The sequence below is a fragment of the Vreelandella malpeensis genome, assembly GCF_020622355.1.
Taxonomy (GTDB): Bacteria; Pseudomonadota; Gammaproteobacteria; order Pseudomonadales; family Halomonadaceae; genus Vreelandella; species Vreelandella malpeensis.
The window spans coordinates 147,789-172,559 of the sequence record NZ_WHVL01000004.1; the positions used below are offsets into that span (position 1 = coordinate 147,789).

Consider the following 24,771-nt stretch of genomic DNA (forward strand, 5'->3'; position numbering starts at 1 on the left):
GCACAGCAGTTCGTGCTGTTGGCCGCCGGACGCCTCTTACGTCGCGTCGCTGTGTTTCGCGTTTGGGCAACTCAACATTTATAGGTAGAATAATATATGAATGAAGCAGAAGTTTTTCCTGATAAATTCTGGCACTGCCATGTTGAGTTGGTTGGAGATAGCAAGAAGAAAGATAGATCTGCTGTGTTCAATGATTTGACATTCGACGAGCTAAAGCAGCAAATAGTTACTCCTTGGCATTCTGGTAGAGCATTTACCATTGATGGGATGATTATAAGAAATATTGATGACGTTCAAAAAATTAAAATTACCAATACGCCAAAGTCAAAGTCCCATTACGCCGAGCAACATAACAACAGCATGCGAAATTCTGGTATCGCCGATATGGCAACCGACAGAAGGTTGTTGCCTTTATCATCTGGTAAAGACTATACACATGACCTTTTATTTAAAGAAAAAGGAGTAAAAAATACTAAAGGTAGCGTGGTATCTGAAAACAGCAACAATGTATTTATTGTGCATGGCCACGATGAACAAGCAAAAGAGTCTTCTGCAAGGTTTATTGGAAAATTAGGCTTAAATGCAATAATCCTCCATGAGCAAGCCAATGAAGGGAAAACCATAATTGAGAAGCTCGAAAAGCATACCGACGCTGCATACGCTATAGTTCTTTTTACACCAGATGATGTGGGGTCAAGTGCTGCAACATCAGAGAACCTCCTACCCAGAGCTCGGCAGAATGTACTGGTTGAACTTGGTTATATGGCTGCAAAGATAGGTAGAGATAAGGTGTGCGTTCTTAGAAAAGGAAACGTGGAAATCCCTTCTGATTTTCTCGGTGTTCTATATATTGATATCGATGCTGCAGGTGCATGGAGGCTTACATTGGCCAAAGAGCTAAAGGTTGCAGGTTTAAAGGTAAACTTGAACGACGCTATGTAGGCCCTAACAAGGTGCTGTTGGCGGATCGATTTTTCACTGCGCTTCAAACCAGCCGCAAAGCACGGCGTTAAAGCGCTATATTAATGGCTCCTAAAAGACCGCTCTTAGCAGTCAGTAGTCCATATGTGCCACAAACAGGATTACCAGGGATTAATGTTATCCTATGACACGCTTTTCGCGGGTTGCAGACGGGGTGATGGTATACTTAGTGGTATATTGTGTTTTTTTGCTTTTATATTTAGCTTTTAAAATCATTCTGTTATGTGGTTTTATAGACTCCTGCCAGGAACCAGAGTATTCGTAATGAAAGCAAACTACCTAATCTCAGCATCACTCGCTAGCGTACTCGCTCTTACCGGTTGCGCCCCACTCGATGCTTCTTCCCATGACACCGCCTCTCAGGCATCACTGCAAAACACCTACTGGAAGTTGGTCACTGTCGGGACGCAGACTGCCACAGTCAGTGACCAAGCGCGCGAGGCGCATTTCGTGCTTCATGCGGAGGAAACGCGGGTGGCCGGCTCGACCGGGTGTAACAGTCTGATGAGTGGGTATACGTTGAAAGGCGACCAATTGAGTTTTGGTTCCTTGGCCACGACCCGGATGGCCTGTGCCAGCCCTCAGATGACCCTCGAGCGAGATTTTCTCGAAGCATTGAGACGCGTAACGCGCTGGGAGGTCGTGGGGGAGACGTTGACCCTGGATGATGCCCAAGGCCAGCCCGTGGCTCACTTCGAAGCGGTGTATCTCTATTGAACCGTGGCGCTTGAACGGTGAGATACCCCAGGCGTACGGCATCGCGCCGACGCAGCGGCGCAGGGGCTGGTCTATTCTGTAGAACACCACCACAGGAGACGACCATGAAGCCCTTACTCATTCCCGCCCTGTCCTTGATGCTCGTGGGCCTGCCCAGCGTTCACGCCTCCACCAGTGATGCCTGGGCCGAACACGATGCGGCGGTGCTCGAGCAGTGCCTGGCCCTGAGCCAGTTCGAGGATGCCGAGGCGGCCGGGGAGCCGGTGCTGTTCAGCGACGAGGCGGGCATGACGGCCTTGTTGATTGCGGGCACCTACCCCCAGGCCCACATGAACGGCGAGCGCGGCCAGGAGCTGTGCCTGTTCGATCGCGCCGAGGAGCAGGCGTACATCGCCGATGCGGATACCCTCACCAGCCCGAGCGTCGAAGACGAGAACGCTAGGGACGTCGACTCCGCTCAGTAACGTCTGCCGTCAAGGCGGCTTATCGAGACCCACCCAGGAGGCGTTATGGTTCGTATCGCACTAGCAATTGCCGCATTGGCGCTGTTGGCGGGGTGTACCACCGCCGGCCAGCCGGATACTCAGGCCCAGAAAATCGCCGAGGATTTTTGCCAGCGTGAAGGCGGGGAAGTGAAAGCTCGCGGCGAGGGGAACACCACGCGTCAGTATTGCCATTTGACCGAAGGACGGGTGATCGAGGTTCATCAGTTCTATCGCGCCGGTGGCCTCAGTATCGACTAAGCCCCGTTTGAAAGCCTTTGAACACCACAACGCCAGCGACCGCTGGCGTTGTGGGTTATAAAACGGCGATGCCGGTCAGTGGCCGAATTTCTCGTTCTCGCCCATGTCGGGTGTGGCATTCTTCTTGAAGTTGGCCTTGGCGATTTCGTAAAGCTGGTAGACCTTGCTCTCGTTCGCCTTCCAGTGTTCCCCCATGTGGATCTTGATTTCCATCAAGGTGAGGTCCGGGTCGTCCTTGCCTTTCGGGAACCAGGCAGCAACGAAGGGGTTCCAGTACTTCTCGATCAGATCCGGGTTGTCGTTCAGGCTGGCGGTGCCGGACAGCGATACGTACACGCCGTCTTCCTGGTCGGAAAAACTCAGGCAAACGTCATGGTCTTGCCGGGTCTCGAAAACCTTCTCGGCGCTGCGCCGGGTAAAGAACCAGAGCGTGCCGTCGTACTCTTCCTGCACCAGATGCATCGGGCGTGCCCGGGGCATGTCGTGGTCATTGGTGACCAGCATACCCACCTTGATATCCTTGATCAGTTTCCAGATCTTCTGCTTGTGCTCGGGGCTCGACATTGCCTCACTCCTTGTATGCCATCAAATGTTGCAAAATGTAACTAATTGGTTGGGGTACGTTATTACCCTCTATCAGTATAGACAAAAATGATTCCTTCACTTGAATACTATAAAAGTGACGTTGATTTCGATACATCTCATGATGTTAAGCGAGCTTTATCAATAAAGTTAGTTTGTTATCTTAATCCGTCGATATCTCCTACAAATGTCATAAGTTACGTATTTAACGACACTTATTCGGCAATAAGTGCACAGGTAGTTATGTTTACAAAAGATAACGTTACACAAATTAAGAATATGAAATCCGTTATAGAAAAAAATCGTAGTTCGACTTGTTTATCATTCGAAATAATTAAAAATCTGTTTGAAGTAAACTTTTATATTATTAAATCACCCGTGCCCTAGTTATAACTACATGTTTGAAATGGCTATTTTTTGTATACAGGGTGGTGCGTCAGTCAAGCGTATAGTTTTTGCCTCTTGTACAAATAGAGCATGACGTTGGAGATATTGAATATTAATGAAAACTCGGCTGATATTGCTTTGATCGCGTTTACAAGAATACAGAGGATCGAAGCATGTCTTACCAAGCCAAGGTAGCGTCTCTCGAAAGCGATGTAACCGCCGTTTCAGCGTTTGATTTCGACACTAACATCGTCTTGTCGCGTCCCAGCCAAGTGCTTCTTCAGGTGGCGCCGGAAGACATTGCATCGATGCTGCGCGATGGCAACGACCTGGTGATCGAGCTCACCAACGGTGAGACGCTTCGCGTAATTGGCTTCTATGCCGACGTACCCGGTCAATCTCCCAGTGAGCTCTATCTGACCGGTGAAGAGGATCAGTTGATCCCCGTCGAGTTGAATACGCTTTCCAACGGTACCGTGGTTTTCGCGGCTTCCTACCCGGAAGCCGAATACGCGGGTTTCGAACAGGGTCGGGAAAAGGGCGCCATTTACATGGATGACCTTGTTCCGGCCTTGGCGCTGGGTGGATTGGGGGCAGCGGCCATTGGGCTGGCAAGGGGGTCGTCCAGTTCCTCGGACTCACCGGCCAGTCCGCCCGTCGATGAAGGCGAAGAGGGTGTAGCCGATCCGGTGGAGCCCGATGACCCGATCGAGGATGGGGAGGGTGAACCGGAGATTCCGGGCGAGCCCGAGGATCCAGATGTGCCGGGCGACCCTGATGATCCCGAAGAGCCCGGCGATCCCGAGGATCCAGAAGAACCGGGCGACCCTGACGACCCGGAAGAACCGGGTGATCCCGATGATCCCGAAGAACCCGGTGACCCCGATGATCCTGAGGAACCGGGCGACCCCGACGATCCGGAAGAACCGGGCGATCCCACTCCGCCCCCAACCCCTACCTTGACGCTGGTCAACGATACCGGCATCAGCGACAACGATGGCATTACCCGCGACGGCACCGTGCAGGTGGGCGGCTTGGTCGATGGCGGCGGTTGGGAATACAGCCTGGATGGCGGCCAGACCTGGCGGGCAGGCGAGGGCGAGAGCTTCGTCGTTCCGGAAGGCACTTATCCGGCGGGTCAGGTGCAGGTGCGCCAGCGCGATAGCGATGGCAATCCAAGCGAGGCCGCAAGGCTCGGTAGCCTCGTGGTGGATACCACCGCGCCTGAAGCGCCCACGCTCACGCTCGCCAACGATACCGGCGAGGTGGACGGCGTCACCACCGACGGCACGATGCTGGTGGGTAATCTCGAGCCGAATCTGCGCTGGGAGTTCTCTCTCGATGGCGGCCAGAGCTGGCAGGCGGGTACCGGGGATCGCTTCATTCTGCCGGAGGGAGAGTACGCTGCCGGCCAGATCCAGGTGCGCCAGACCGATGCGGCGGGCAACGTGAGCGACGTCACCGAATTCGGCCCCCTCACCGTGGATCTGGTCATCGTCGACCCGGATGACCCGGCGCTTCCCGCCATTCCTACCCTGGCACTTCTCGACGATACCGGTAGTAGCGACAGCGATGGCATCACGAGCAATGGCATCGTGGTGGTGGGTGGGCTGGTCGAGGGTGGCACCTGGGAGTACAGCCTGGATGGCGGGGCGAGCTGGCAGGTCGGCAGCGGCGATCGCTTCACGCTTGCCGAGGGCGAGTACGCGGCAGGCCAGGTGCTGGTACGCCAGAGCGATGCGGACGGCAATACCAGCGGCACCCGTGCCCTGGGCGCGGTGGTCATCGACCAGACCCCGCCCGAGGCGCCCACCCTGGCCCTGGCCAACGACGTGGGCGCGCCGGACGGCGTGACCTCCAACGGCACGATCATCGTTTCCAACCTCGAACCCGGGGCGCGCTGGGAGTTCTCCCTGGATGGCGGCCAGAGCTGGCAAGCGGGCAGCGGTGATCGCTTCATCCTGGCCGAGGGCGTGTACACGAGCGGCCAGGTACAGGTGCGTCAAAGCGATAGCGCCGGCAACGTCAGCCCGGCAGGCGAACTCGGGGCCGTGACCATCGACCCGGACCTTTCCGAGCCGGGCACGCCGGACGTTCCCGCCGCACCGACGCTGTCGCTCGGCAACGATACGGGAGAGATCGACGGCATCACGCGGGATGGGACGGTGAACGTGGGGGGGCTCGAGCCCGGTAACCGTTGGGAGTTCAGCCTGGATGGCGGCGCCACTTGGACCGCTGGCCAAGGCGATCGCTTCGTGCTGCCGGAAGGCGAGTACGGACAAGGCCAGGTGCAGGTGCGCCAGATCGACCCGGCCGGCAATACCAGCCCCGCCGGCGTGCTGGCGCCCGTGGTCGTGGATACCACCGCGCCGCAGGCCCCCACGCTGACGCTCGAGAACGATACCGGCGAGGTGGACGGCATCACCAGTGACGGCAGTGTGGTCGTCGGTGACCTGGAGCCCGGCGCGCGCTGGGAATACTCGATCGACGGCGGTGCAAGCTGGATTGTCGGTGAAGGTGGCGCCTTCACGCTGTCCGAGGGGGCTTACGCGGCGGGTCAGGTACTGGTGCGCCAGTTCGACGTGGCGGGCAACGAAAGTGCGACGACCCATCTGGGCGCCGTGATCGTGGATACCACGGCCCCCGGCGCGCCGAGTCTGACGCCTTCCGGAGTGGTCGACGGCGTCACGACCGACGGTACGGTGCGCGTGGGGAACCTCGAACCCGGTTCGGCCTGGGAGTTCAGCCTGGATGGCGGGGCGACCTGGCTGCGGGGAAGCGGTGATCGCTTCATCCTGGGCGAAGGTAATTATCTGGCGGGGCAGGTGCAGGCCCGCCAGGTCGATGCGGCGGGCAATATCGGCGCCGTGACCGAACTGGGCGCGATCCGGATCGATCTGATCATCGAGGACCCGGACGATCCGGCGCGCCCGCCGATTCCAACCCTTGCTCTGGCCAACGATACCGGCGAGGCGGATGGCATCACCTCCGACGGCACCATCTTGGTGGGCGGGCTCGTTCAGGGCGGCACCTGGGAGTTCAGCCTGGACGGCGGCAACACCTGGCAGGCAGGCAGCGGCGACCGTTTCGTGCTGGCCGAGGGCGACTACGCCGCCGGCGAGGTGCTGGTGCGCCAGAGCGATGCCAACGGCGTGACCAGCGGAACGCGCACCGTGGGCAGCGTCATCGTCGATACCACCGCGCCCGACGCGCCGAGCGTGGCGCTCGACAACGACACCGGAACCCTCGATGGCATTACCGCAGACGGTACTGTGGTGATAGGCGGCCTCGAGCCCGGCGCCCGCTGGGAGGTCAGCCTTGATGGCGGGGTGAGCTGGCAGCGCGGCGTCGGCGACCGGTTCATCCTGGCCGAAGGGGACTACATCGAAGGGCTGGTACAAGTGCGCCAGGTCGACCGCGCGGGCAACGTGAGCGCGCCGGTCGAACTCGGCCCGGTGACCGTCGATCTGACCGCGCCCCAGGCCCCGACCCTGGTGCTCGACGGGCTCGACGCGGGCATCACCAACGAAACCCTCGTGACTGTGGGCAACCTGGAAGCGGGGGCGCGCTGGGAATTCAGCCTGGACGGCGGCGCGAGCTGGACGGTCGGCACCGGCACGAGCTTTTCGCTGCCGGAAGGCACCTTCGGCCTCGATCAGGTACAGGTGCGCCAGACCGATGGTGCGGGCAACGTAAGCCCCGTCACCGCCCTGGCTCCCGTGGTGATCGATGTCACCCCGCCGGCAGCGCCGGATATTTCCCTCGTCGCTGACAGCGCCATCACCAACGATGCAACCGTGAGTGTCGAGGGCCTGGAAGAGAGGGGGCGCTGGGAGTACAGCCTGAATGGCGGTGTCTCTTGGATCGTCGGCGTGGGCGACAGTTTCGAGCTGCCGGAAGGCCGTTACGCTGCAGGCCAGATTCTGGCGCGCCAGATCGATGCAGCGGGTAACGTCGGCGCTGTGGCCAACCTCGGTGCCGTGGAGATCGATATCACACCGCCTCCGGCACCGCTTCTGACGCTGAATGATACCGGCGACGACGGGGTGACGGCCGATGGCACCGTGCTGGTCGGCAATCTCGAACCCACCGCCCGTTGGGAGATAAGTCTGGATGGCGGGGTGACCTGGCAACCGGGCACCGGAGATCGCTTCATCCTCGCTGAAGGCAGCTATCCCGAGGGCGCGGTGCAGGTTCGCCAGGTCGACGCGGCGGGCAACGTCAGCGGCGTTGCCGGCCTGGGCCCCATCACGGTGGATCTCACCATCGATCCGCCGACGGACCCGGCCGCACCAGACACGCCCACCCTGGCGCTGGTACTCGATACCGGTAGCCTCGACGGCGTGACCTCCAATCCCGGCGTGCAGGTGAACGGAGTGGTACCCGGCAACACCTGGGAGTTCAGCCTGGACGGCGGCACCACCTGGCAGACGGGGCAGGGCGACGGGTTCACCCTGGCGGAAGGCACCTACACGGCGGGCCAGGTACTGGTGCGCCAGACGAGCCCCGAGGGCGTGACCAGCGGTACCTCCACCCTGGGAGCGGTGACCATCGACCTCACCGCGCCGGTGACACCAAGCGTGACGCTGGTCGTCGATACCGGCGGCATCGATGGCATCACGCGAGACGGGACGCTTGCGATCGGCAACCTCGACCCGAACGCGTTCTGGGAAATCAGCCTCGACGGCGGCGCTACCTGGCAGCGGGGCACCGGGGATCGCTTCGTGCTGAGTGAAGGCGAGTACCCGGCAGGCGCCATTCAAGTGCGCCAGACCGATGGTGCAGGCAACGTCAGTACCATCACTCCCCTGGGGGCGGTAACCGTTGTCACCCAGCCTCCCCAGGCGCCCATCGTCGAGCGTCTAGGCGACGACATCACGCGTGATGGCACCCTCACGGTGGAAGGGCTGCAGCCCGGCGCCACCTGGCAGGTCAGCCTGGACCGCGGCCAGAGCTGGCAGACCGTCAGCGGCGACCGCTTCGTGCTGCCCGAAGGCAACTACGGGGCAGGACAGGTGCAGGTGCGCCAGATCGATGGGGCCGGCAACGTCAGTGCCCCGGCGCTGGTGGAGGCGGTCATCGTCGATACCACCGCTCCGCCCGCGCCCACCGCCACCCTCGGCGGCACCGGTGCGATCACCAACGTGGCCATTCTCGAGATCGGTAACCTCGAGGCCGGGGCCATCTGGGAAATCAGCGTGGACGGTGGCCGAACCTGGATAACCGGGGAGGGGACGCGGTTCGAGCTTGCCGACGGCGAGTACGCCGCCGGCCAGATCCAAGTACGCCAGACGGATACGGCAGGCAACGTCGGCAAGCCCCTGGCGCTGGGAGCGGTGATCATCGATACCCTCGCCCCGGGCGCCCCGTCGCTGACGCTTGCCAATGATACCGGCACGCCCGGCGATGGCATCACCGCCGACGGTACCCTTGTGGTGGGCAACCTCGAAGCGGGCGCCTACTGGGAAGTCAGCTTCGATGGCGGCATGAGCTGGCAGCGCGGCGCAGGCGACCGTTTCGTGCTGAAGGAGGGGACCTACCCGGAGGGTGAGGTCCAGGTCCGCCAGGTCGATGCCGCCGGCAATCGCAGCGAGGCCGCAAGGCTCGGCCCGGTCACCGTCGATCTCACGGTGACACCGCCGGAAGACCCCGAGGCGCCGGCAACGCCGAGCCTGAGCCTGGAGCTCGATAGCGGCGAGCTCGATGGCATCAGCAACGACGGCAATATTCTGGTGGGCGGGCTCGCATTTGGGGCGACCTGGCAGTTCAGCCTGAACGGCGGGGTGAGCTGGCTGCGGGGCATGGGCAGCGGCTTCACCCTGCCAGAAGGCAGCTACGCGGCGGGACAGATCCTGGTGCGCCAGTTCGATGCCAGCGGCCGGGTCAGCGGCACCTCGACCCTGGGCGCGATCACCATCGACACGACCCCGCCGGAAGCGCCGACGGTGAGCCTGGTCAATGACAATGGCGACATTCCCGGGCTGACCAACGACGGCACGTTGCGCCTGGGCAATCTGGAAACCGGTGCTCGGTGGGAAATCAGCTTGAACGGCGGTACGACCTGGCTCATGGTCACAGGTGAGCGCTATATCCTGCCAGAGGGCAGCTACGCAGCCGGCGCCATTCAGGTACGCCAGACCGATGGGGCGGGCAACGTCAGCGAGGTGGCGCGCCTGGGCGCGATCACCGTGGACACGACGCTGCCGGACGCGCCCGTCATCGAGCTGCTGGGAGGCGAGATCACCAATGACGGCATCGTGACCGTCGGCGGTATCGAAGAGAACGCACGCTGGGAGTACAGCCTGGACGGCGGCGCGACCTGGATCAGCGGGCGTGGTACCAGCTTCACCCTGGGAGAAGGGCGCTACGGCGCCGGCACGATCCAGGTGCGCCAGATCGACGGTGCGGGCAACGTCAGCCCCAGCGCCGTTCTCGAAGGCGTGGTGATCGACCTGACCCCGCCAGCGGCGCCGAGCGTGGCGCTGGTGGCCGACAGCGCCATCACCAATGACGGCACCGTCGAGGTGAGCGGCCTCGAGCCTGGCGCGAGCTGGGAGTACTCGCTGGACGGCGGGGTGACCTGGCAGGCCGGGTCAGGTGAGCGTTTCGTGTTACCGGAAGGCGATTACGCGGCGGGGGACGTGCAGGTACGCCAGATCGATCTGGCTGGTAACGCCGGCGCCTCGGTCAATCTGGGGGCAGTGGTGATCGATACCACGCCTCCCGGAGTACCCGCCCTGGCCCTGGCCGACGATACCGGCACGCCCGGCGATGGCATCACCGTCGATGGCACCGTGATCGTGACCGGGCTGGAAGCGGGGGCTAACTGGCAGTTCAGCCTGGATGGCGGCGTTACCTGGCAACAGGGGCTGGGCGATCGCTTCATCCTGCCAGAAGGCAGTTACGCAAGTGGCGTGGTCCAGGTGCGTCAGTTCGACGTGGCGGGCAACGTAAGCCCCGTGGCCGAGTTCGGCCCGATCACCGTTGATCGCGAGGTCACCGCGCCGGAAGAGCCCGGAGCGCCGGCCACGCCCACGCTGAGCCTGGCGGTAGATACCGGGGCGTCGGATGGCATCACCAGTAACGGCGAGGTCGAAGTGGCCGGGCTGATCGGCGGCGCCACCTGGGAATACAGCCTGGACGGCGGCCTGAACTGGCTCACCGGCAGTGGCACCACGTTCACTCTGGAGGAGGGGGACTACGCCGCCGGCCAGGTGCTGGTCCGTCAGACCCTCGATGGGCTCACCAGCGGCACCTCGACCCTGGGTGCGGTCACCATCGATACCACAGTACCCGAGGCGCCGACGGTCACGCTGGCGGTGGATACCGGCACCCTCGACGGCATCACCGCCAACGGCACATTGATCATCGGCAATCTCGAGCCCGGCGCCCGCTGGGAAATCAGCCTGAACGGCGGCGTCTCCTGGCTGCAGGGTGCCGGCGAGCGCTTCATCCTGCCGGCAGGCAGCTACGCCGCCGGCGCGATCCAGGTACGCCAGTTCGATGTGGCGGGCAATGTGAGTGGTCTCGCTGAGGCCGGCGCGATCAGCGTCGTTATCACCCCGCCCGCCGCGCCTACCCCGAGCCGGGCGGGCGGTCCGGTCAGCAACGAGACCACCGTCGACGTGGACGGCATCACGGAGGGCGCCACCTGGGAATATACCCTGGACGGCGGCCAAACCTGGCTGCCCGGCACCGGTGAGAGCTTTACTCTGCCGGAGGGCAACTACGCCGCCGGCGACATCCGCGTGCGCCAGACCGATGGCGCGGGCAACGTCAGCGTCGGAGCGCCGCTGGGAGCGGTCGTCATCGACCTGACGCCGCCGGCGGCACCGACGCTCACGCTCTCCGGCGAACCCCCGATCACCAACGATGGCCGCATCGACGTTGGCGGCCTGGAGCCCGGCGCGAGCTGGGAGTACAGCCTGGATGGCGGTGCAAGCTGGCAGCTCGGTATCGGCACTGGCTTCACCTTGCCCGAAGGCGTCTACGCCGCGGAGGCAATCCTGGTTCGCCAGACCGATGCCGCCGGCAACCTCGGCCCGGAGGCGGCGCTCGAGCCTGTCACCATCGATATCACCCCGCCGGCTGCACCGGCGGCCGCGCTGGTGGCCGACCGAGCAATCACCAAAGATGGTCGCGTCGAGGTGAGTGATCTCGAACCCGGCGCAAGCTGGGAGGTCAGCCTCGATGGCGGGGTGACCTGGCAGGCGGGAGCCGGCACCGGTTTCACGCTCATCGACGGTGACTATGCCACCGGGGACGTTCGGGTACGCCAGATCGATTCTGCCGGCAACACCGGACCCTCGGTCGGCCTGGGCGCGGTGGTGATCGACACCCTTGAGCCCGACGCCCCCACGCTGGTACTGGTCAACGACACCGGCATCGTCGGTGACGGCCTCACCGCCGACGGTACCCTGCGAGTTCAGGGGCTGGAACCGGGAGCGAACTGGGAGTTCAGTCTGGATGGCGGTACCACCTGGCAGCGCGGTTCAGGGGATCGCTTCACCCTGCCCGAGGGCGTCTATGAAGGTGGCGCGGTTCAGGTGCGCCAGTTCGACGTGGCGGGCAACGTAAGCCCTGCTGCCGAGTTCGGCCCGATCATCGTTACCGGCGAGATCACCGAGCCACAAACGCCGGATGCACCGGCCACGCCGACCCTGAGCTTGGCAGTGGATACCGGCGCCCAGGATGGCATCACCAGCAACGGCGTGGTCAACGTGGCTGGGCTAATCGAAGGCGCCACCTGGGAAGTCAGCCTGGATGGCGGCCTGAGCTGGCTTACCGGCAGCGGCACTACGTTCACCCTGGACGAGGGCACCTACGCCGCCGGTCAGGTGCTGGTACGCCAGACCCTGGACGGACTCACCAGCGGTACCTCGACCCTGGGGGCAGTCACCATCGATACCACGGCGCCCCAGGCACCGACGGTCACGCTGGCGCTGGATACCGGGACTCTCGACGGCATCACTGCCGACGGCACGTTGCTCGTCGGCAACCTCGAGCCCGGTGCGTACTGGGAGATCAGCCTGGACGGCGGGGCTACCTGGCTCGAAGGCTTCGGCGATCGCTTCATCCTGCCCCCGGGCAGCTACGCGGCGGGCGCGATCCAGGTCCGCCAGTTCGACGCGGCGGGCAACGAAAGTGGTCTTGGTGAAGCCGGCGCGATCAGCGTCGTCGTTACACCGCCGAGCGCACCCGGCGTGAGCCCGGCCGGTATCGGCCCCATCACCAACGCCGCTGCCGTGGCGGTGGAGGGCATCCTCGACGGCGCCACCTGGGAATACACCCTGGACGGTGGTTCGAGCTGGCTGCTTGGCACCGGTGGCGGTTTCTCGCTCCCCGAAGGCAACTACGCGGCAGGAGAGGTGCGGGTGCGCCAGATCGACGGGGCAGGTAACGTCAGCGCCGCCACGCCGCTGGAGGCGATCATCATCGACTTGACACCGCCGGCTGCGCCTACCGCGACCCTCGTCGCCGGCAGCGCGATCACCAATGACGGCGCCGTCGAGGTGGGCGGACTCGAGCCCGGCGCCCGCTGGGAGGTCACTTTCGATGGCGGGGCGAGCTGGCAGGCGGGCGTCGGTACCGGCTTCGTTCTGGACGAGGGGGACTACGCCGCAGGCACTGTCCAGGTACGCCAGATCGACCTGGCCGGCAACGTCGGCGCCGCGGTCAATCTGGGAGCGGTGGTGATCGATACCACGTCGCCGGTTGCACCCACGCTGGTGCTGGTCGATGACACCGGGCCGGTCGGTGACGGTGTTACCGCCGACGGCACCCTGCAGGTGGAAGGGTTGGAACTTGGAGCAAGCTGGGAGTTCAGCCTGGATGGCGGTACCACCTGGCAGCGCGGTTCGGGGGATCGCTTTACCTTGCCAGAGGGGGCCTACGCCGATGGCGTGGTGCAGGTGCGTCAGTTCGACGTGGCGGGCAACGTGAGCCCGGAGGGCCTCTTCGGTCCGATCATCGTGAACCCAGAAGTGACCCCGCCTGAGGTGCCGAATGCGCCGACCACGCCTGGATTGAGCCTGGCGGTAGATACCGGGGCGCTGGATGGCATCACCAGCAACGGCCTCGTCAACGTGACTGGACTCCTCGACGGCGCCACTTGGGAGTTCAGCCTGGATGGCGGCCAGAGCTGGCAGGCCGGCGTGGGTAACGGCTTCACGCTGGAGGAGGGCATCTACGCCGCGGGTCAGGTGCTCGTTCGCCAGAGCCTGAACGGGCTCACCAGCGGCACCTCGACGCTGGGCGCAGTCACCATCGATACCACCTTGCCTGACGCGCCGACAGTCGAGCTTGCCATCGATACCGGTACGCTCGACGGCGTCACCGCGAACGGCACCTTGATCATCGGCAACCTCGAGCCCGGCGCCCGCTGGCAGATCAGCCTGGATGGCGGTCTCTCGTGGCTCGAAGGTGCTGGCGAGCGCTTCATCCTGCCGCCAGGCAGCTACGCCCAGGGCGCGATTCAGGTGCGCCAGTTCGATGTAGCGGGCAACGTGAGTAGCCTTGGTGAGGCCGACGCGGTCAGCGTCGTCACCACGCCGCCCTTGACGCCCAGCGTGAGCCTGGTCGGTACCGGACCGATCACCAATCAGGCCGCCGTGGAGGTGAGCGGAATCGTTGATGGCGCCACCTGGGAGTATACCCTGGACGGTGGTGCGAGCTGGCTGCCGGGTAGCGGTGGCGGCTTCACTCTTCCTGAAGACAGCTACGCGGCGGGCGATATCCGCGTGCGCCAGATCGATGGCGCGGGTAACGTGAGCGCTGCCGCGCCGCTCGAGGCCGTCACCATCGACCTGACCCCGCCGGCGGCGCCGAGCCTGACGCCTGCCATCGAGGGTGCGATCGTCAACGATGGTCGCATCGACGTGGGCGGTCTCGAACCCGGCGCGACCTGGGAGGTCAGCCTGGATGGAGGTCAGAGCTGGCAGGCGGGCATCGGCGGTGGCTTCACGCTGCCGGATGGCGACTACGCGACGGGCGAGGTGCAGGTACGCCAGATCGACCGCGCCGGCAACGTGGGCGCGGCAACGGAGCTCGAGGCTGTCCTGGTCGACGCCACGCCTCCCGCCGCGCCGATCATTGCCCTGGGCCTTGACGGCGACATCATCAACGACGCCGTCCTCGGGGTCTCGGGCATCGAGGCCGGGGCGAGCTGGGAGATCAGCTTGGATGGCGGACGCACCTGGCAAGCGGGCACCGGGGACAGCTTCACGCTGCCCGATGGCCGCTATGGAGTGAATGACATCCAGGTACGTCAGACCGATACCGCCGGCAACCTGAGCCCGGCAGCGGTGCTGGGGCCAGTGGTGATCGATACCCAGGCGCCTCTCGCCCCGACACTCGAGCTGGTCAACGACACCGGGGTCGTCGGCGACGGCATCACCGCCGACGGCACCTTGCGCCTGGTGGGGCTGGAGCCGGGAGCGGGCTGGGAGTACAGCCTGGACGGGGGGCAAACCTGGCTCCCAGGTCAGAACGGTACCTTGGTCCTGCCCGAAGGGATCTACCAAGACGGGCAGATACAGGTTCGCCAGACGGACGCGGCGGGCAACCAGAGCCTAGAGGGAACGTTCGGGCCGATCACGGTCGATCTCACCATCACGCCACCGGAAGAGCCGGACGCCCCGGCCACGCCGACCTTGAGCCTTGCGGTGGATACCGGGGTGGCGGACGGCATCACCAGCGACGGCACCGTCGATGTGGGTGGGCTGGTTCCGGGTGCGGTGTGGGAGTTCAGTCTGGATGGCGGTGCCAGCTGGCAAACCGGTACAGGCGCAAGTTTCCTGTTGCCGGAAGGCGTCTATCCCGCCGGGCAGGTGCAGGTTCGCCAGAGCCTGGACGGCCTGACCAGCGGCACTCAAACCCTGGTAGCGGTCACGGTGGACCTGACGCCGCCCGCCGCGCCCACCCTGACGCTGGTCACCGATACCGGCACCGTCACCGGGGTGACCAGCGACGGTACCGTGCGAATCGGTGGTCTTGAAGAGGGCGCACGCTGGGAGTTCAGCCTCGATGGTGGTACCACCTGGCAGGTGGGTAGCGGAGCCAGTTTCCTGCTGCCCGAAGGCGTTTACGCCGAAGGGCAGGTGCTGGCGCGCCAGTTCGATCTGGCGGGCAACGAAGGACCAGACAGTGCGCTTGCCCCGGTCACCGTGGATGTGACCAGCCCCGGCGGCGACGCCGGGTCGGATGCGCCCTACATCGCACTGCCGGCGCTGGTACGCGGCTTCATCAATGCCGAGGCGGCCCAGGACGGGATCGAGCTCGGGGTCATGCTGACCGAAGGTACCCAGGCGGGCGATATCCTGACCGTCACCCTGACCGGAGGTACGCGACTGGAGTTCGATTATCTTCTGACCGCTGAGGACATCGCGGCGGGCATGATCGTGGTGGATCTGGCGTCGACTTACCCGGACGGTCGTTACAGCGTCTCTGCCGCCATCGTCGACGGTGCCGGTAACCGCTCCGCGGTTTCCAACGCCATCGGCTTCGAGCTCGATACCACGGCGCCGGACGCCACGACCACGGAGATTCGGGTCAACCCGATCACCGCGGACAACGTCATCAACCTGGTGGAGGCGGGACGCAGCGTCGAGATCTCCGGTCGCGTCGAAGGCGAGTATCGCTCCGGGGACCTGCTCAACGTCACGGTCAATGGGGTCGACTACAGCGTCAACGTGGGGGCCGGAGGCGCCTTCAGCGTCACGGTACTGGGCAGCCTGCTTGCCAGCGCCGTACCGCCGGTGGTGGCCTTCGAGCTGCTGGCTCGGGACGCCGCAGGCAACATCGGTGCCATCGAAACGAGCGTGGGCTATGCGGTCAATCTCGCCACGCCCACCATCACCATCGATCCGGTGACCGGTGACAACGTCATCAACGCACAGAACATCGCCAATGGGCTTCAGGTCACCGGTACCGTCGAGGGCGCCGCTGACGGGGCGACGGTCACGCTCTTCATTGGTGGCGCTTCTTTTGATGGCACGGTGCAGGCAGGCACCTGGAGCGTCAGGGCGCCGGCGGCGTTCCTGCGCGATCTTGAAAACGGCACCCTCGAGCTGTCGGCGCGGGTCGTCAACGAGGTCGGAAACCTGGGGCAGTCGGTGCCGGTCCAGGTACTGCTTGATACGGTTCGCCCGAGCGCCACCATCACCATTTCCGATACGCTGATCGGCGGTGGCGAGACGGCGCTGGTCACCTTCACCTTCAGCGAGGCGGTGACGGACTTCACGCTGAGCGACGTGCAGGTCACCGGGGGCAGCCTCGTCGACCTGAGCACCACCAACGGCATCACTTGGACCGCCAGCTTCCAGCCCGGTACCGCCTCGGGTCAGGCCAGCATCACGCTACCCGGCGGCAGCTACACCGATGTGGCGGGTAACCTCGGCAGTCCGGCCAGCATTGGCGGCATCACTGTGGACATCGACCCGCCCACCCTGACCTCGATCACCTTCGCCGTCGGCGGGCGGCCCCTGACCTCGGCGGAGAGCACCACCGTGACCTTCGCCTTCAGCGAAGCGGTCACCGGCCTCACCCTGGACGACTTCGCCGTGACCGGCGGGCGGCTGACCAACCTGACCAGCCTCAACGGCGGCTCCACCTGGACCGCCACGTTCCGGCCCGACGGCCTGGCGAGTTCGGCCTCCGTCTCCCTGGCCAGCGGAAGCTTTACCGATCTCGCCGGAAACCCAGGGGTAGGCGGCGTGAGTCCGACCCTTCCGATCACCATCTTGCAACCCGTACTGTCGATCGCGGCCTCGGAAGATGGCTGGATCAACGGACTCGAGGCAGTGGGAGCCGAGGTACAGATCGGCTTCGGTGGCCTGCCCGTCGCGGCGGGGGACATCGTCACGCTTAACGTCTTCGCCCGCGCGGGCGGCGGCCTGGCGGTCGGTAGCACCATCGCCACGCTCACCTACGCCTTGACCACCACGGACGTGGCCAACGGCTATGCGCGGTTCCCGCTGGACATCGCCACGGAGTATACCTTCCAGCCCGCCGGCGCGCGGGTAAGCATCGGGGGAAGCGCGCTGTCTCAGGAGGTCGATTTCGTGCTCGATACCGTGCCGCCGGGCCGCGCGGTGGCCGACGGTACCGAGGTGGCGGGCAACGGTATCCTGATCGATACCCTGCTCAACCCCGGTGAAGGCATTCGCCTGCGCATCGAGGACGAGACGGATACGCTGCGCATACTCGATACCCGCGACTACCCAGGACTGCTGACTCAGAACGCCACTGGGCAGTACGAGCTCAACCTGTTCGTGCTGGCGCTCAACCTGCAGCAACTGCTGGGCAATGACCTGGAGGGACTGCTCGATCTTCGAAGCCTCGATCTGCAGCTTTCAAGCTTTGATCGTGCTGGCAACGAGAGCGACATCGTCACCTTGACCGATGTCAACCTGCTGGGGCCGGTCGTCTCGCTGGTCGACTTCACCGGATCGCTGGTCGGCGTGACCGACCCGGGGGCGTCGGTCGCGGTCACCGTGCGGCTGGGCGGCGTGACCCAGACCGTTACCGTCGGCTCCGATACCAACGGCGCTTTCGCCATCGATCTTCTGGCCAATCCGCGCCTGAACTTCAGCCTCGATGATCTACTGCGTGCTTCGGTCACGGCGGTCGCCACCGATGCCCAGGGCAACCGAAGCTTCGCCCCGGTCACGGTCAACCTGGTGGATCTACTGCCGGTACCCCTTTCCACGCTCGACCTGAGCCCGATCACCAACCTGGTGGTAGGCGGCTCCGGGGCCGTGGCGGCGCTGACCAACATCGTGCTGCCGGTGGGCAGCGAGCTCACCGCCACCCTGGAGATCGGAGGGCTCGGCACGGTGAGCGTTCCGGTGACGAGTGGCCCGGGAGGCGCGCTTTCGCTCAACCTGGGCGCGGCACTCACCTCGGCCGTGGGCACGTTCAACCTGCTGGGCGGAGTGGCCGGGCTTCTCACCGGGCGTGGAGCCACCCTGACCCTCGAGTACACCTCGCCGCAGGGGGTCGTGGGCACCACGGAGGTGGCGCTGCTGGGCAACGCGCTGGCCTCGCTGACCTTCGGTGCCGTGCGCGAGACCGTCGTCAATGGTACCGAACAGGCGGACGTGCTCATCGTCGGCGCCGGTCAATCGGTCCAGGCGCTGGGGGGTAACGATCTCATCGTGCTGAGAAGCGATGCCTTCGCCAGCATCGATGGGGGGGCCGGTTTCAACACCCTGCTCGTTGAAGGGCGCCAGACCCTGGATCTGGCGGACTTCGCCCGCATGAGCAACATTCAGCGGGTCAACCTAGGCAGCACGGGCAGTACCGTGCAGCTGAACGCCGCCACTGCCAGCGCGCTTGCCGGGGAGGGCGACACGCTCCAGATCGTGGGAGGGACCAGCAACAGCCTGGTCATCTCCGGGGCCGCGGCCTCGGCGGGCACGACGGTCATCGATGGCGTGACCTATCGCCTGATTCAACTGGGCGATACGACGCTCGCGGTCAACCAGGGCATTGCACTGGATTTCGTGCCCACCATCAACCAGACCGCCGGCTACATCGTCAGCGGCGGCGGCGAAGCGGGGGTCGCGGTAGCTGTGCAGGTCGGCAGTACCACCTACAACACCCGGGTGAACGAGGAGGGCGAGTGGCGACTGGTTCTCAACCAGCCCGCCGCCGCCGGTAGCCAGATTCGCGCCGTGGTGGGGGGTGACACTACCGAGACCGTCAGCGTGCCAACGCCGGTGGCGGCACCTACCGGCCTCTCGATTCGTACGCCACCGCTGTTGGGCTTGCTGGCCTCCTTCCTGGAAGGCAGCGCGGTCGGCGCCCAGACGATTCGACTGGATGTCTACCAGGATGACCTCTTCTCGTCGCTGCGCAGCAGTACCATCAACGTCAACGCGAACGGCACGTTCTCGGTGGGCACGACGGTGCTGAGCAACCTGCTCAATAGTGCAACGTCACTGCTGGTGGGAGGCGAGGGAGTGAACGTCGGCTTCACCGCCGTGCGCAGCGATGGCTCGCACAGCACCACCGAAGTGGTCAATTTCGGATCGGCGGAGTCGGTCTTCACCAATCCGGTGGGGGCCATCACCTCGACGCTGGGAGGGGTGATCGGCGGAGCACTCGGCAGCAACAATGCGCTGCCGGTCACGCGCTCGTTCTACGATGGCAGCGATCGCGCCGACCTCGTGCAAGGCAGCGCGCGGGATCAGGTCTTCACCACCGATGACGGCAACGACGTGGTGATCAGCGTGGGCGGGCGAGACGTCATCAATACCGGCGACGGCGACGACGTCATCGTGCTGCGCAATACCCAGTTCGCCAGCATCGACGGCGGGGATGGCTTCGACATCGTGGCGCTGGGGGCGGGTATCAACCTCAACCTCACCAGCACGACCGTAGGCGATATCAACAATATCGAACGCATCGCGCTCGGCAAGGGCAACGGCGCCAATCGACTAACGTTGAATAGAAGCGCCCTTGTCGAGCTGACCGATGATGATAACGTTCTACAGGTCACCGGTGACAGTCAGGACCGTGTCGATCTGACCGGGGGCAACTGGACGCGAGCAGCGACGCAGACGGTGGATGGCGTGGTATTCAACGAGTACGTCAACCAGGGGGCCGTGCTGTTCATCGAGCAGGGAATCAGCGTGGTGGAGGTGACTTGATCCGGGCAACGAGAGATATCACGCAGCACGACGCCAAGCGCCCCGAGGCGGCGCTTGCCGACACGTTCAAGCAGCAGGGAGGACGACGCTTCCGATATGCTCTGGTGGGGCTTGGGCTCCTGCCGATGACGAGTGGAGCCATTACCCTCGATGAGGCGGTACGGCGCGGACTCGAGATCAATCCGCTGGTGGCCCGCGCCGAGCAGGAGCTTCTCGAGGCGCGAACGGAGGTGGAGATCGCCCGCGACGGTTACTGGCCGACGGTCGGGCTTTCCGCCGGGCCTGAGGGATTCTCGACGAGTAACTTCGGCTACGACCTGACCGCCAGCCAGACGCTCTACGACTGGGGGCGAGTCAGAAGCCAGGTGGATGGCGCCTCTGCGGTCGAGCGCCAGTTCGAGCAGGAACTGAACCTCGTTTCCGAGGAGGCCGCGCTGGATGTCGCCGAGGTCTACCTGGACGTGGCGAATGCGCGACGACGTGAAGCGGTGGTCGAGCGCCATATCGAGGCGCTCGAGCGCATCGGTCGTCTGACCCGCTCGCGCAGCGACGTCGGCTATGCCGACCGTACCGAAACCGATCGGGCCGCGCTCGAGATCGCCCGCGCGCGCGAACAGGCAGCCCTCGAGGAGGGTGCCCGGCGCGATGCCGTGCTGCAGTTTCGTCGGCTGGTAGGCGAGGCACCCGACGCGATGGTCTGGCCCGACCCGCCGGCGCTGACCGCGATACTGCGTGACGCGCCGCAGGTACTCGACGAGGCGATCCTCGACTCACCCCAGTTTCGACAGAGCGAGGAGCGCATTGCTCAGGCGCGCGCCGGAACCGAGGAGGCGCGCGCGGCGCTCAAGCCGCGGCTCAACCTGGAGGGATCGATGCTGCGGCGTGAAATCGGCGGCACCATGGAAGACGACACCGTGGTGGCGTTGCGGCTGCGCATGGACACCTTTCAGGGGCTCTCCAACTTTCGCCGTACCGAGTCCGCCCAGCAGCGGCTCGAAGCGGCGCGCTGGGGGGTGGAGGTAGCGCGACGCGACGTGGGGCGAACGCTCGGCTCGTTGATCGAGAATTTCGAAGCGCTCGGTTGGCGCCGCGAGGCTCTCGAGGCCCAGCTAGGCAACGCGGCGAGCGTGGTCGAGGTGTACGAGGAGCAGTTCGCCATCGGCCTTCGCGACGTTTTCGATCTCTTGAGCCTGCAGCGCGACGCCTTCGAGGCCGAGCGGCAACTGGTGGAACTCGAGACCGAGCAGGCGCGCATGCAGTACCGCGCCGCGGCCCAGCTGGGCCTTCTTTACCCGTTGATGATATCGACGCGAGACGAGATGGAGCATCTCATAAGGACCCGTCATGCAGCGCCCTAGCGTTCACTCTCCCGACGATGCGTTCAACGAGGGCCTGGCGCTGCTGTGTCGCCAGTTGGGAAGGCCCACGGCCAGCGTCGAACTCACCGATGGTTTCGCCCTTGATCAGGGGCGGCTGCCACTTTCCCTGGTGCCGCGTTCGCTCAGGCGGGCAGGCATGACCGGCCGGGTGGTCGAGCTCTCGCCGGCGCGGCTTTGCGAGGGCCTGCTGCCGGCGCTGTTGTTGCTCGACAGCGGCTCGGTGTGCCTGCTCGTCGAGCGACACGGCGACGAAGTGGTCATCCTGGTACCGGAAACGGGCGGCGGCGAGGAGCGCCTGACCCTTGAGGCGCTCACGGCGCGCTATTCGGGCGTGGCCGTGGTGGCCCGTCGCGAGTATCGCGGCGATGACCGCGCCGGTGGCTTCGCCCGCACCCAGCGCGAACACTGGCTCAAGGGGCCGATACGCCGACAGTGGAAGACCTACATGGAGGTGGGGGTCGCAGCCTTGATGGCCAACCTCCTGGCGATCGGCACCGCCATCTTCGCCATGCAGGTCTACGACCGCGTGGTGCCGAACGATGCGCTCGATACGCTGTGGATCCTGGCCAGTGGCGTGGCCCTGGCCGCCACCTTCGAGTTCGCGCTGCGGGTGCTGCGCGCCCGGCTGATCGATACTACCGGCAAACGCCTCGACCTGAGCCTCTCCTCGCGGCTCTTCGAGCAGGTCATGCAGCTGCGCCTCTCCGCCAAGCCCGGCTCCACCGGCGCCTTCAGCAGCCAGCTTCGCGAGTTCGAGTCGGTGCGCGAGTTCTTTACCTCCTCGACCATCGGCGCGATCAGCGATCTGCCCTTCGTCGCGTTGTTCATCGCCGTGATCGCCTACATCGGCGGGCCCATCGCCTGGGTGCCGCTGTCGGCGGTGGTGCTGATGGTGCTGCCGGGCATTCTGGCCCAGCCGCGCCTGGCTTCGCTTGCGCGCCAGAACCTGCGCGAAGGGGCCATCCGCCAGGGCGTGGTGCTGGAAACCCTGGAGAACCTCGAGACCGTCAAGACCACGCGCGCCGAGGGGCGCCACCTCAGAATGTGGGATTCGCTCTCGGCGCAGCTGGCCGATGCCGGCGTTCGCCTGCGCTCGCTGAGCTCGATGCTGAGCTTCGGCGCCGCCTTCGTGCAGCAGCTTTGCTATATCGGCGTGGTGATCGTCGGGGTCTACCAGATCAGCGCCGGGGCGCTGACCGTCGGGGCCTTGATTGCCTGCACGATCCTCGCCTCGCGTACCATCGCGCCGATGAGCCAGGTGGCCGGCATTCTCGCCCGCTGGCAGCATACCAAGGTGGCGCTGGAGGGTCTCGATGAGGTGATGAAGGCGCCGGTCGAGCGCCCGGAAGGGCGCACCTTCGTTCACAAGGCGAGCCTTGCGGGCACCTTTGAGCTCAGCGATGTGAAGCTGAGTTACCAGCAGGATGGCCCGGTGGCGCTCAATATCGAACGCCTGAGCATCGCCGCCGGCGAGCGTATTGCGCTGCTGGGCGGCAACGGCGCCGGCAAGTCGAGCCTCTTGCGCCTGTTGGCGGGGCTCGGTGATACCGACAGCGGCGAAATTTTGCTCGACGGGGTCAACATCACCCAGCTCGAACCCGCCGACAAGCGCCGCGCCATTGGCTACCTGCCGCAGGATATCGCGCTGTTCTACGGCACGCTGCGCGAGAACCTGCTGCTCGACGGTCAGGCGCACAGCGACGAGACGCTGCTGGAAACCCTCGAGTCGGTCGGCCTTGGCAGCTTCGTGGGGCGCCATCCCCAGGGGCTCGACCTGCCCCTTCAGGGCAGTCGCAGCCTCTCCGGCGGCCAGCGTCAGGCGGTGGGGCTGGCCAGGCTGCTGCTCCAGGACCCGCGCATCGTGCTGCTCGACGAGCCGACCGCGGCGTTCGATCAGACCAGCGAACGCCGCGTCATCCAGACCTTGAGCGACTGGCTCGAACAACGCACGCTGGTGCTCTCCACTCACAAGTCGGCGCTCTTGTCGCTGACCCAGCGCGCCGTGGTGCTCAGCGACGGCAAGCTGGCGATGGATGGGCCGGTGGAGGGCGTGGTGAACGGCAACCAGGTGAAGGTACCCGCCCGAAAACCCCAGGGAGTGCGCCGCCATGACGCCCAGTGAAACGATTCGCCGCGAGCTCGAAGACCCGCGGCTGGCGCTGACGCCTCGTCGCAGCCACGTCATCCTGTGGGTCAGCGTGCTGGCCTTCGTCGCCTTCGTTGCCTGGGCGGCCTGGGCCACCATCAACGAAGTGACCAAGGGCGAAGGCAAGGTGGTGCCGTTCACGCGGCTACAGACGATCCAGAGCTTCGAAGGCGGCATCATCGCGGAGCTTCTGGTGGGGCGCGGCGATCGGGTCGAGATCGGCCAGCCGGTGGTGCGCCTGGACGATACGCGCTTTCGCAGCGCCTTTCTGGAGACCGCAAGCCAGATTGAGGTGCTGCGTGCGGCCATCGCGCGCTTGGAAGCCGAGGTGCTGGAACAGGCGGAGATCGAGTTCCCCGAGGGCATCGACCCCGACGGGGGGCTGGCGGTCTCGGAGCAGGCACTGTTCAACGCCCGACGCGGGCGTTTGCACGAGGCGCAGAGTTCGATGAACGAGGAGATCGCGCTGGCCCGACGTCAGTTGGCGCTGGTCGAGCCACTGGTGCAGAGCCGCTCGGTGAGCGAGATGGAAGCGCTGAAGCTGAGCCAGACCATCGCCGGGCTGGCCGGACGCCTGGCAGAGCTGCGCAATACCTACGTCCAGGACGCCTATACCGAGCTAGCCACCAAGAAGGCGGAGCTCGCCACCCTCGAACAGATCGTGATGCAGCGTCGCGACCAGCTCAATCGCACCGAAATCCTTTCGCCGGTACGCGGGCGGGTCAACGACATTCTGGTGACCACGCTGGGCGGCGTCATCCAGTCCGGCGAGCCGATCATGGAGATCACCCCGATCGAGGATCGCCTGTTGATCGAGGCGCGTATCAAGCCTCAGGACGTGGCGTTCATCGCTCCGGGCATGCCGGCCAGCGTCAAGATCACCGCCTACGACTACACCATCTACGGCGATCTCAAGGGCCAGGTCGAGCAGATCAGCGAAGACACCATCGAGGAGCAGACCCCGCGCGGCACCGAGGCCTTCTACGAGGTGCTGATCGTCACCGACGAGACTCATCTGCAGCGCCATGGCGAAACCCTGCCCATTCGCCCGGGGATGCGCGCCGACGTGGACATCCAGACCGGCGAGCGCTCGCTGTTGAGCTACCTGTTGAAGCCACTGATCAAGGCGCGGCTCTACTGAGCACCTGCCGGGCGGTTGAAGCGTCTTTCACCCTGGGCGTCGG

Annotated in this window: 9 protein-coding genes; 8 read left to right on the forward strand and 1 reads right to left on the reverse strand. The window is 64.6% G+C overall.

Annotation, left to right across the window (positions count from 1 at the left end; translation table 11 throughout):
* Window positions 1-96: 96 nt before the first annotated feature.
* From GEV37_RS10715 to GEV37_RS10730, 4 genes are all read left to right on the forward strand, one after another.
* Window positions 97-942 carry a TIR domain-containing protein gene (locus GEV37_RS10715; protein ID WP_227390244.1) on the forward strand — a complete coding sequence of 282 codons (846 nt, stop codon included), beginning with the start codon at window positions 97-99 and terminating at the stop codon, window positions 940-942.
* 303 nt (window positions 943-1,245) lie between these two features.
* The gene (locus GEV37_RS10720; RefSeq protein ID WP_227390245.1) at window positions 1,246-1,698 is read left to right on the forward strand and encodes an META domain-containing protein; all 453 of its coding nucleotides are present in this window, start codon (window positions 1,246-1,248) and stop codon (window positions 1,696-1,698) included.
* Between the two features lie 104 nt (window positions 1,699-1,802).
* Window positions 1,803-2,162, forward strand: a complete 360-nt coding sequence (locus GEV37_RS10725; protein WP_227390246.1) for a hypothetical protein — start codon at window positions 1,803-1,805, stop codon at window positions 2,160-2,162.
* A 45-nt stretch (window positions 2,163-2,207) separates the two neighbouring features.
* Window positions 2,208-2,441 carry a DUF333 domain-containing protein gene (locus GEV37_RS10730; RefSeq protein WP_227390247.1) on the forward strand — a complete coding sequence of 78 codons (234 nt, stop codon included), beginning with the start codon at window positions 2,208-2,210 and terminating at the stop codon, window positions 2,439-2,441.
* Between the two features lie 75 nt (window positions 2,442-2,516).
* Here GEV37_RS10730 and GEV37_RS10735 read toward each other — a convergent pair whose 3' ends face one another.
* Window positions 2,517-3,005, reverse strand: coding sequence for a pyridoxamine 5'-phosphate oxidase family protein (locus tag GEV37_RS10735; RefSeq protein ID WP_227390248.1), 489 nt, complete (start codon window positions 3,003-3,005; stop codon window positions 2,517-2,519).
* Between the two features lie 578 nt (window positions 3,006-3,583).
* Here GEV37_RS10735 and GEV37_RS10740 point away from each other — a divergent pair.
* Genes GEV37_RS10740 through GEV37_RS10755 form a run of 4 tightly spaced genes read left to right on the forward strand, consistent with a single transcriptional unit; the run spans window position 3,584 to window position 24,728 of the window.
* Window positions 3,584-20,062, forward strand: a complete 16,479-nt coding sequence (locus GEV37_RS10740) for an Ig-like domain-containing protein (protein ID WP_227390457.1) — start codon at window positions 3,584-3,586, stop codon at window positions 20,060-20,062.
* The gene (locus GEV37_RS10745; protein ID WP_227390249.1) at window positions 20,059-21,420 is read left to right on the forward strand and encodes a TolC family protein; all 1,362 of its coding nucleotides are present in this window, start codon (window positions 20,059-20,061) and stop codon (window positions 21,418-21,420) included. Before GEV37_RS10740 ends, GEV37_RS10745 begins: the two co-directional genes overlap by 4 nt.
* Window positions 21,407-23,563 (forward strand): type I secretion system permease/ATPase, encoded by a 2,157-nt coding sequence (locus GEV37_RS10750; RefSeq protein WP_227390250.1) that lies wholly within the window; start codon window positions 21,407-21,409, stop codon window positions 23,561-23,563. Before GEV37_RS10745 ends, GEV37_RS10750 begins: the two co-directional genes overlap by 14 nt.
* Complete coding sequence (locus tag GEV37_RS10755) at window positions 23,550-24,728, forward strand: beta-barrel domain-containing protein (protein ID WP_227390251.1); 1,179 nt, start codon at window positions 23,550-23,552, stop codon at window positions 24,726-24,728. The genes GEV37_RS10750 and GEV37_RS10755 overlap by 14 nt, the downstream gene beginning before the upstream one ends.
* The last annotated feature ends 43 nt before the right edge of the window (window positions 24,729-24,771 follow it).

Excerpts from the sequence above, each read along its gene's own strand:
- GEV37_RS10715 (WP_227390244.1), top strand. The coding sequence starts at position 97 with ATGAATGAAGCAGAAGTTTTTCCTGATAAATTCTGGCACTGCCATGTT.
- GEV37_RS10720 (WP_227390245.1), top strand. The coding sequence starts at position 1,246 with ATGAAAGCAAACTACCTAATCTCAGCATCACTCGCTAGCGTACTCGCT.
- GEV37_RS10725 (WP_227390246.1), top strand. The coding sequence starts at position 1,803 with ATGAAGCCCTTACTCATTCCCGCCCTGTCCTTGATGCTCGTGGGCCTG.
- GEV37_RS10730 (WP_227390247.1), top strand. The coding sequence starts at position 2,208 with ATGGTTCGTATCGCACTAGCAATTGCCGCATTGGCGCTGTTGGCGGGG.
- GEV37_RS10735 (WP_227390248.1), bottom strand. The coding sequence starts at position 3,005 with ATGTCGAGCCCCGAGCACAAGCAGAAGATCTGGAAACTGATCAAGGAT.
- GEV37_RS10740 (WP_227390457.1), top strand. The coding sequence starts at position 3,584 with ATGTCTTACCAAGCCAAGGTAGCGTCTCTCGAAAGCGATGTAACCGCC.
- GEV37_RS10750 (WP_227390250.1), top strand. The coding sequence starts at position 21,407 with ATGCAGCGCCCTAGCGTTCACTCTCCCGACGATGCGTTCAACGAGGGC.
- GEV37_RS10755 (WP_227390251.1), top strand. The coding sequence starts at position 23,550 with ATGACGCCCAGTGAAACGATTCGCCGCGAGCTCGAAGACCCGCGGCTG.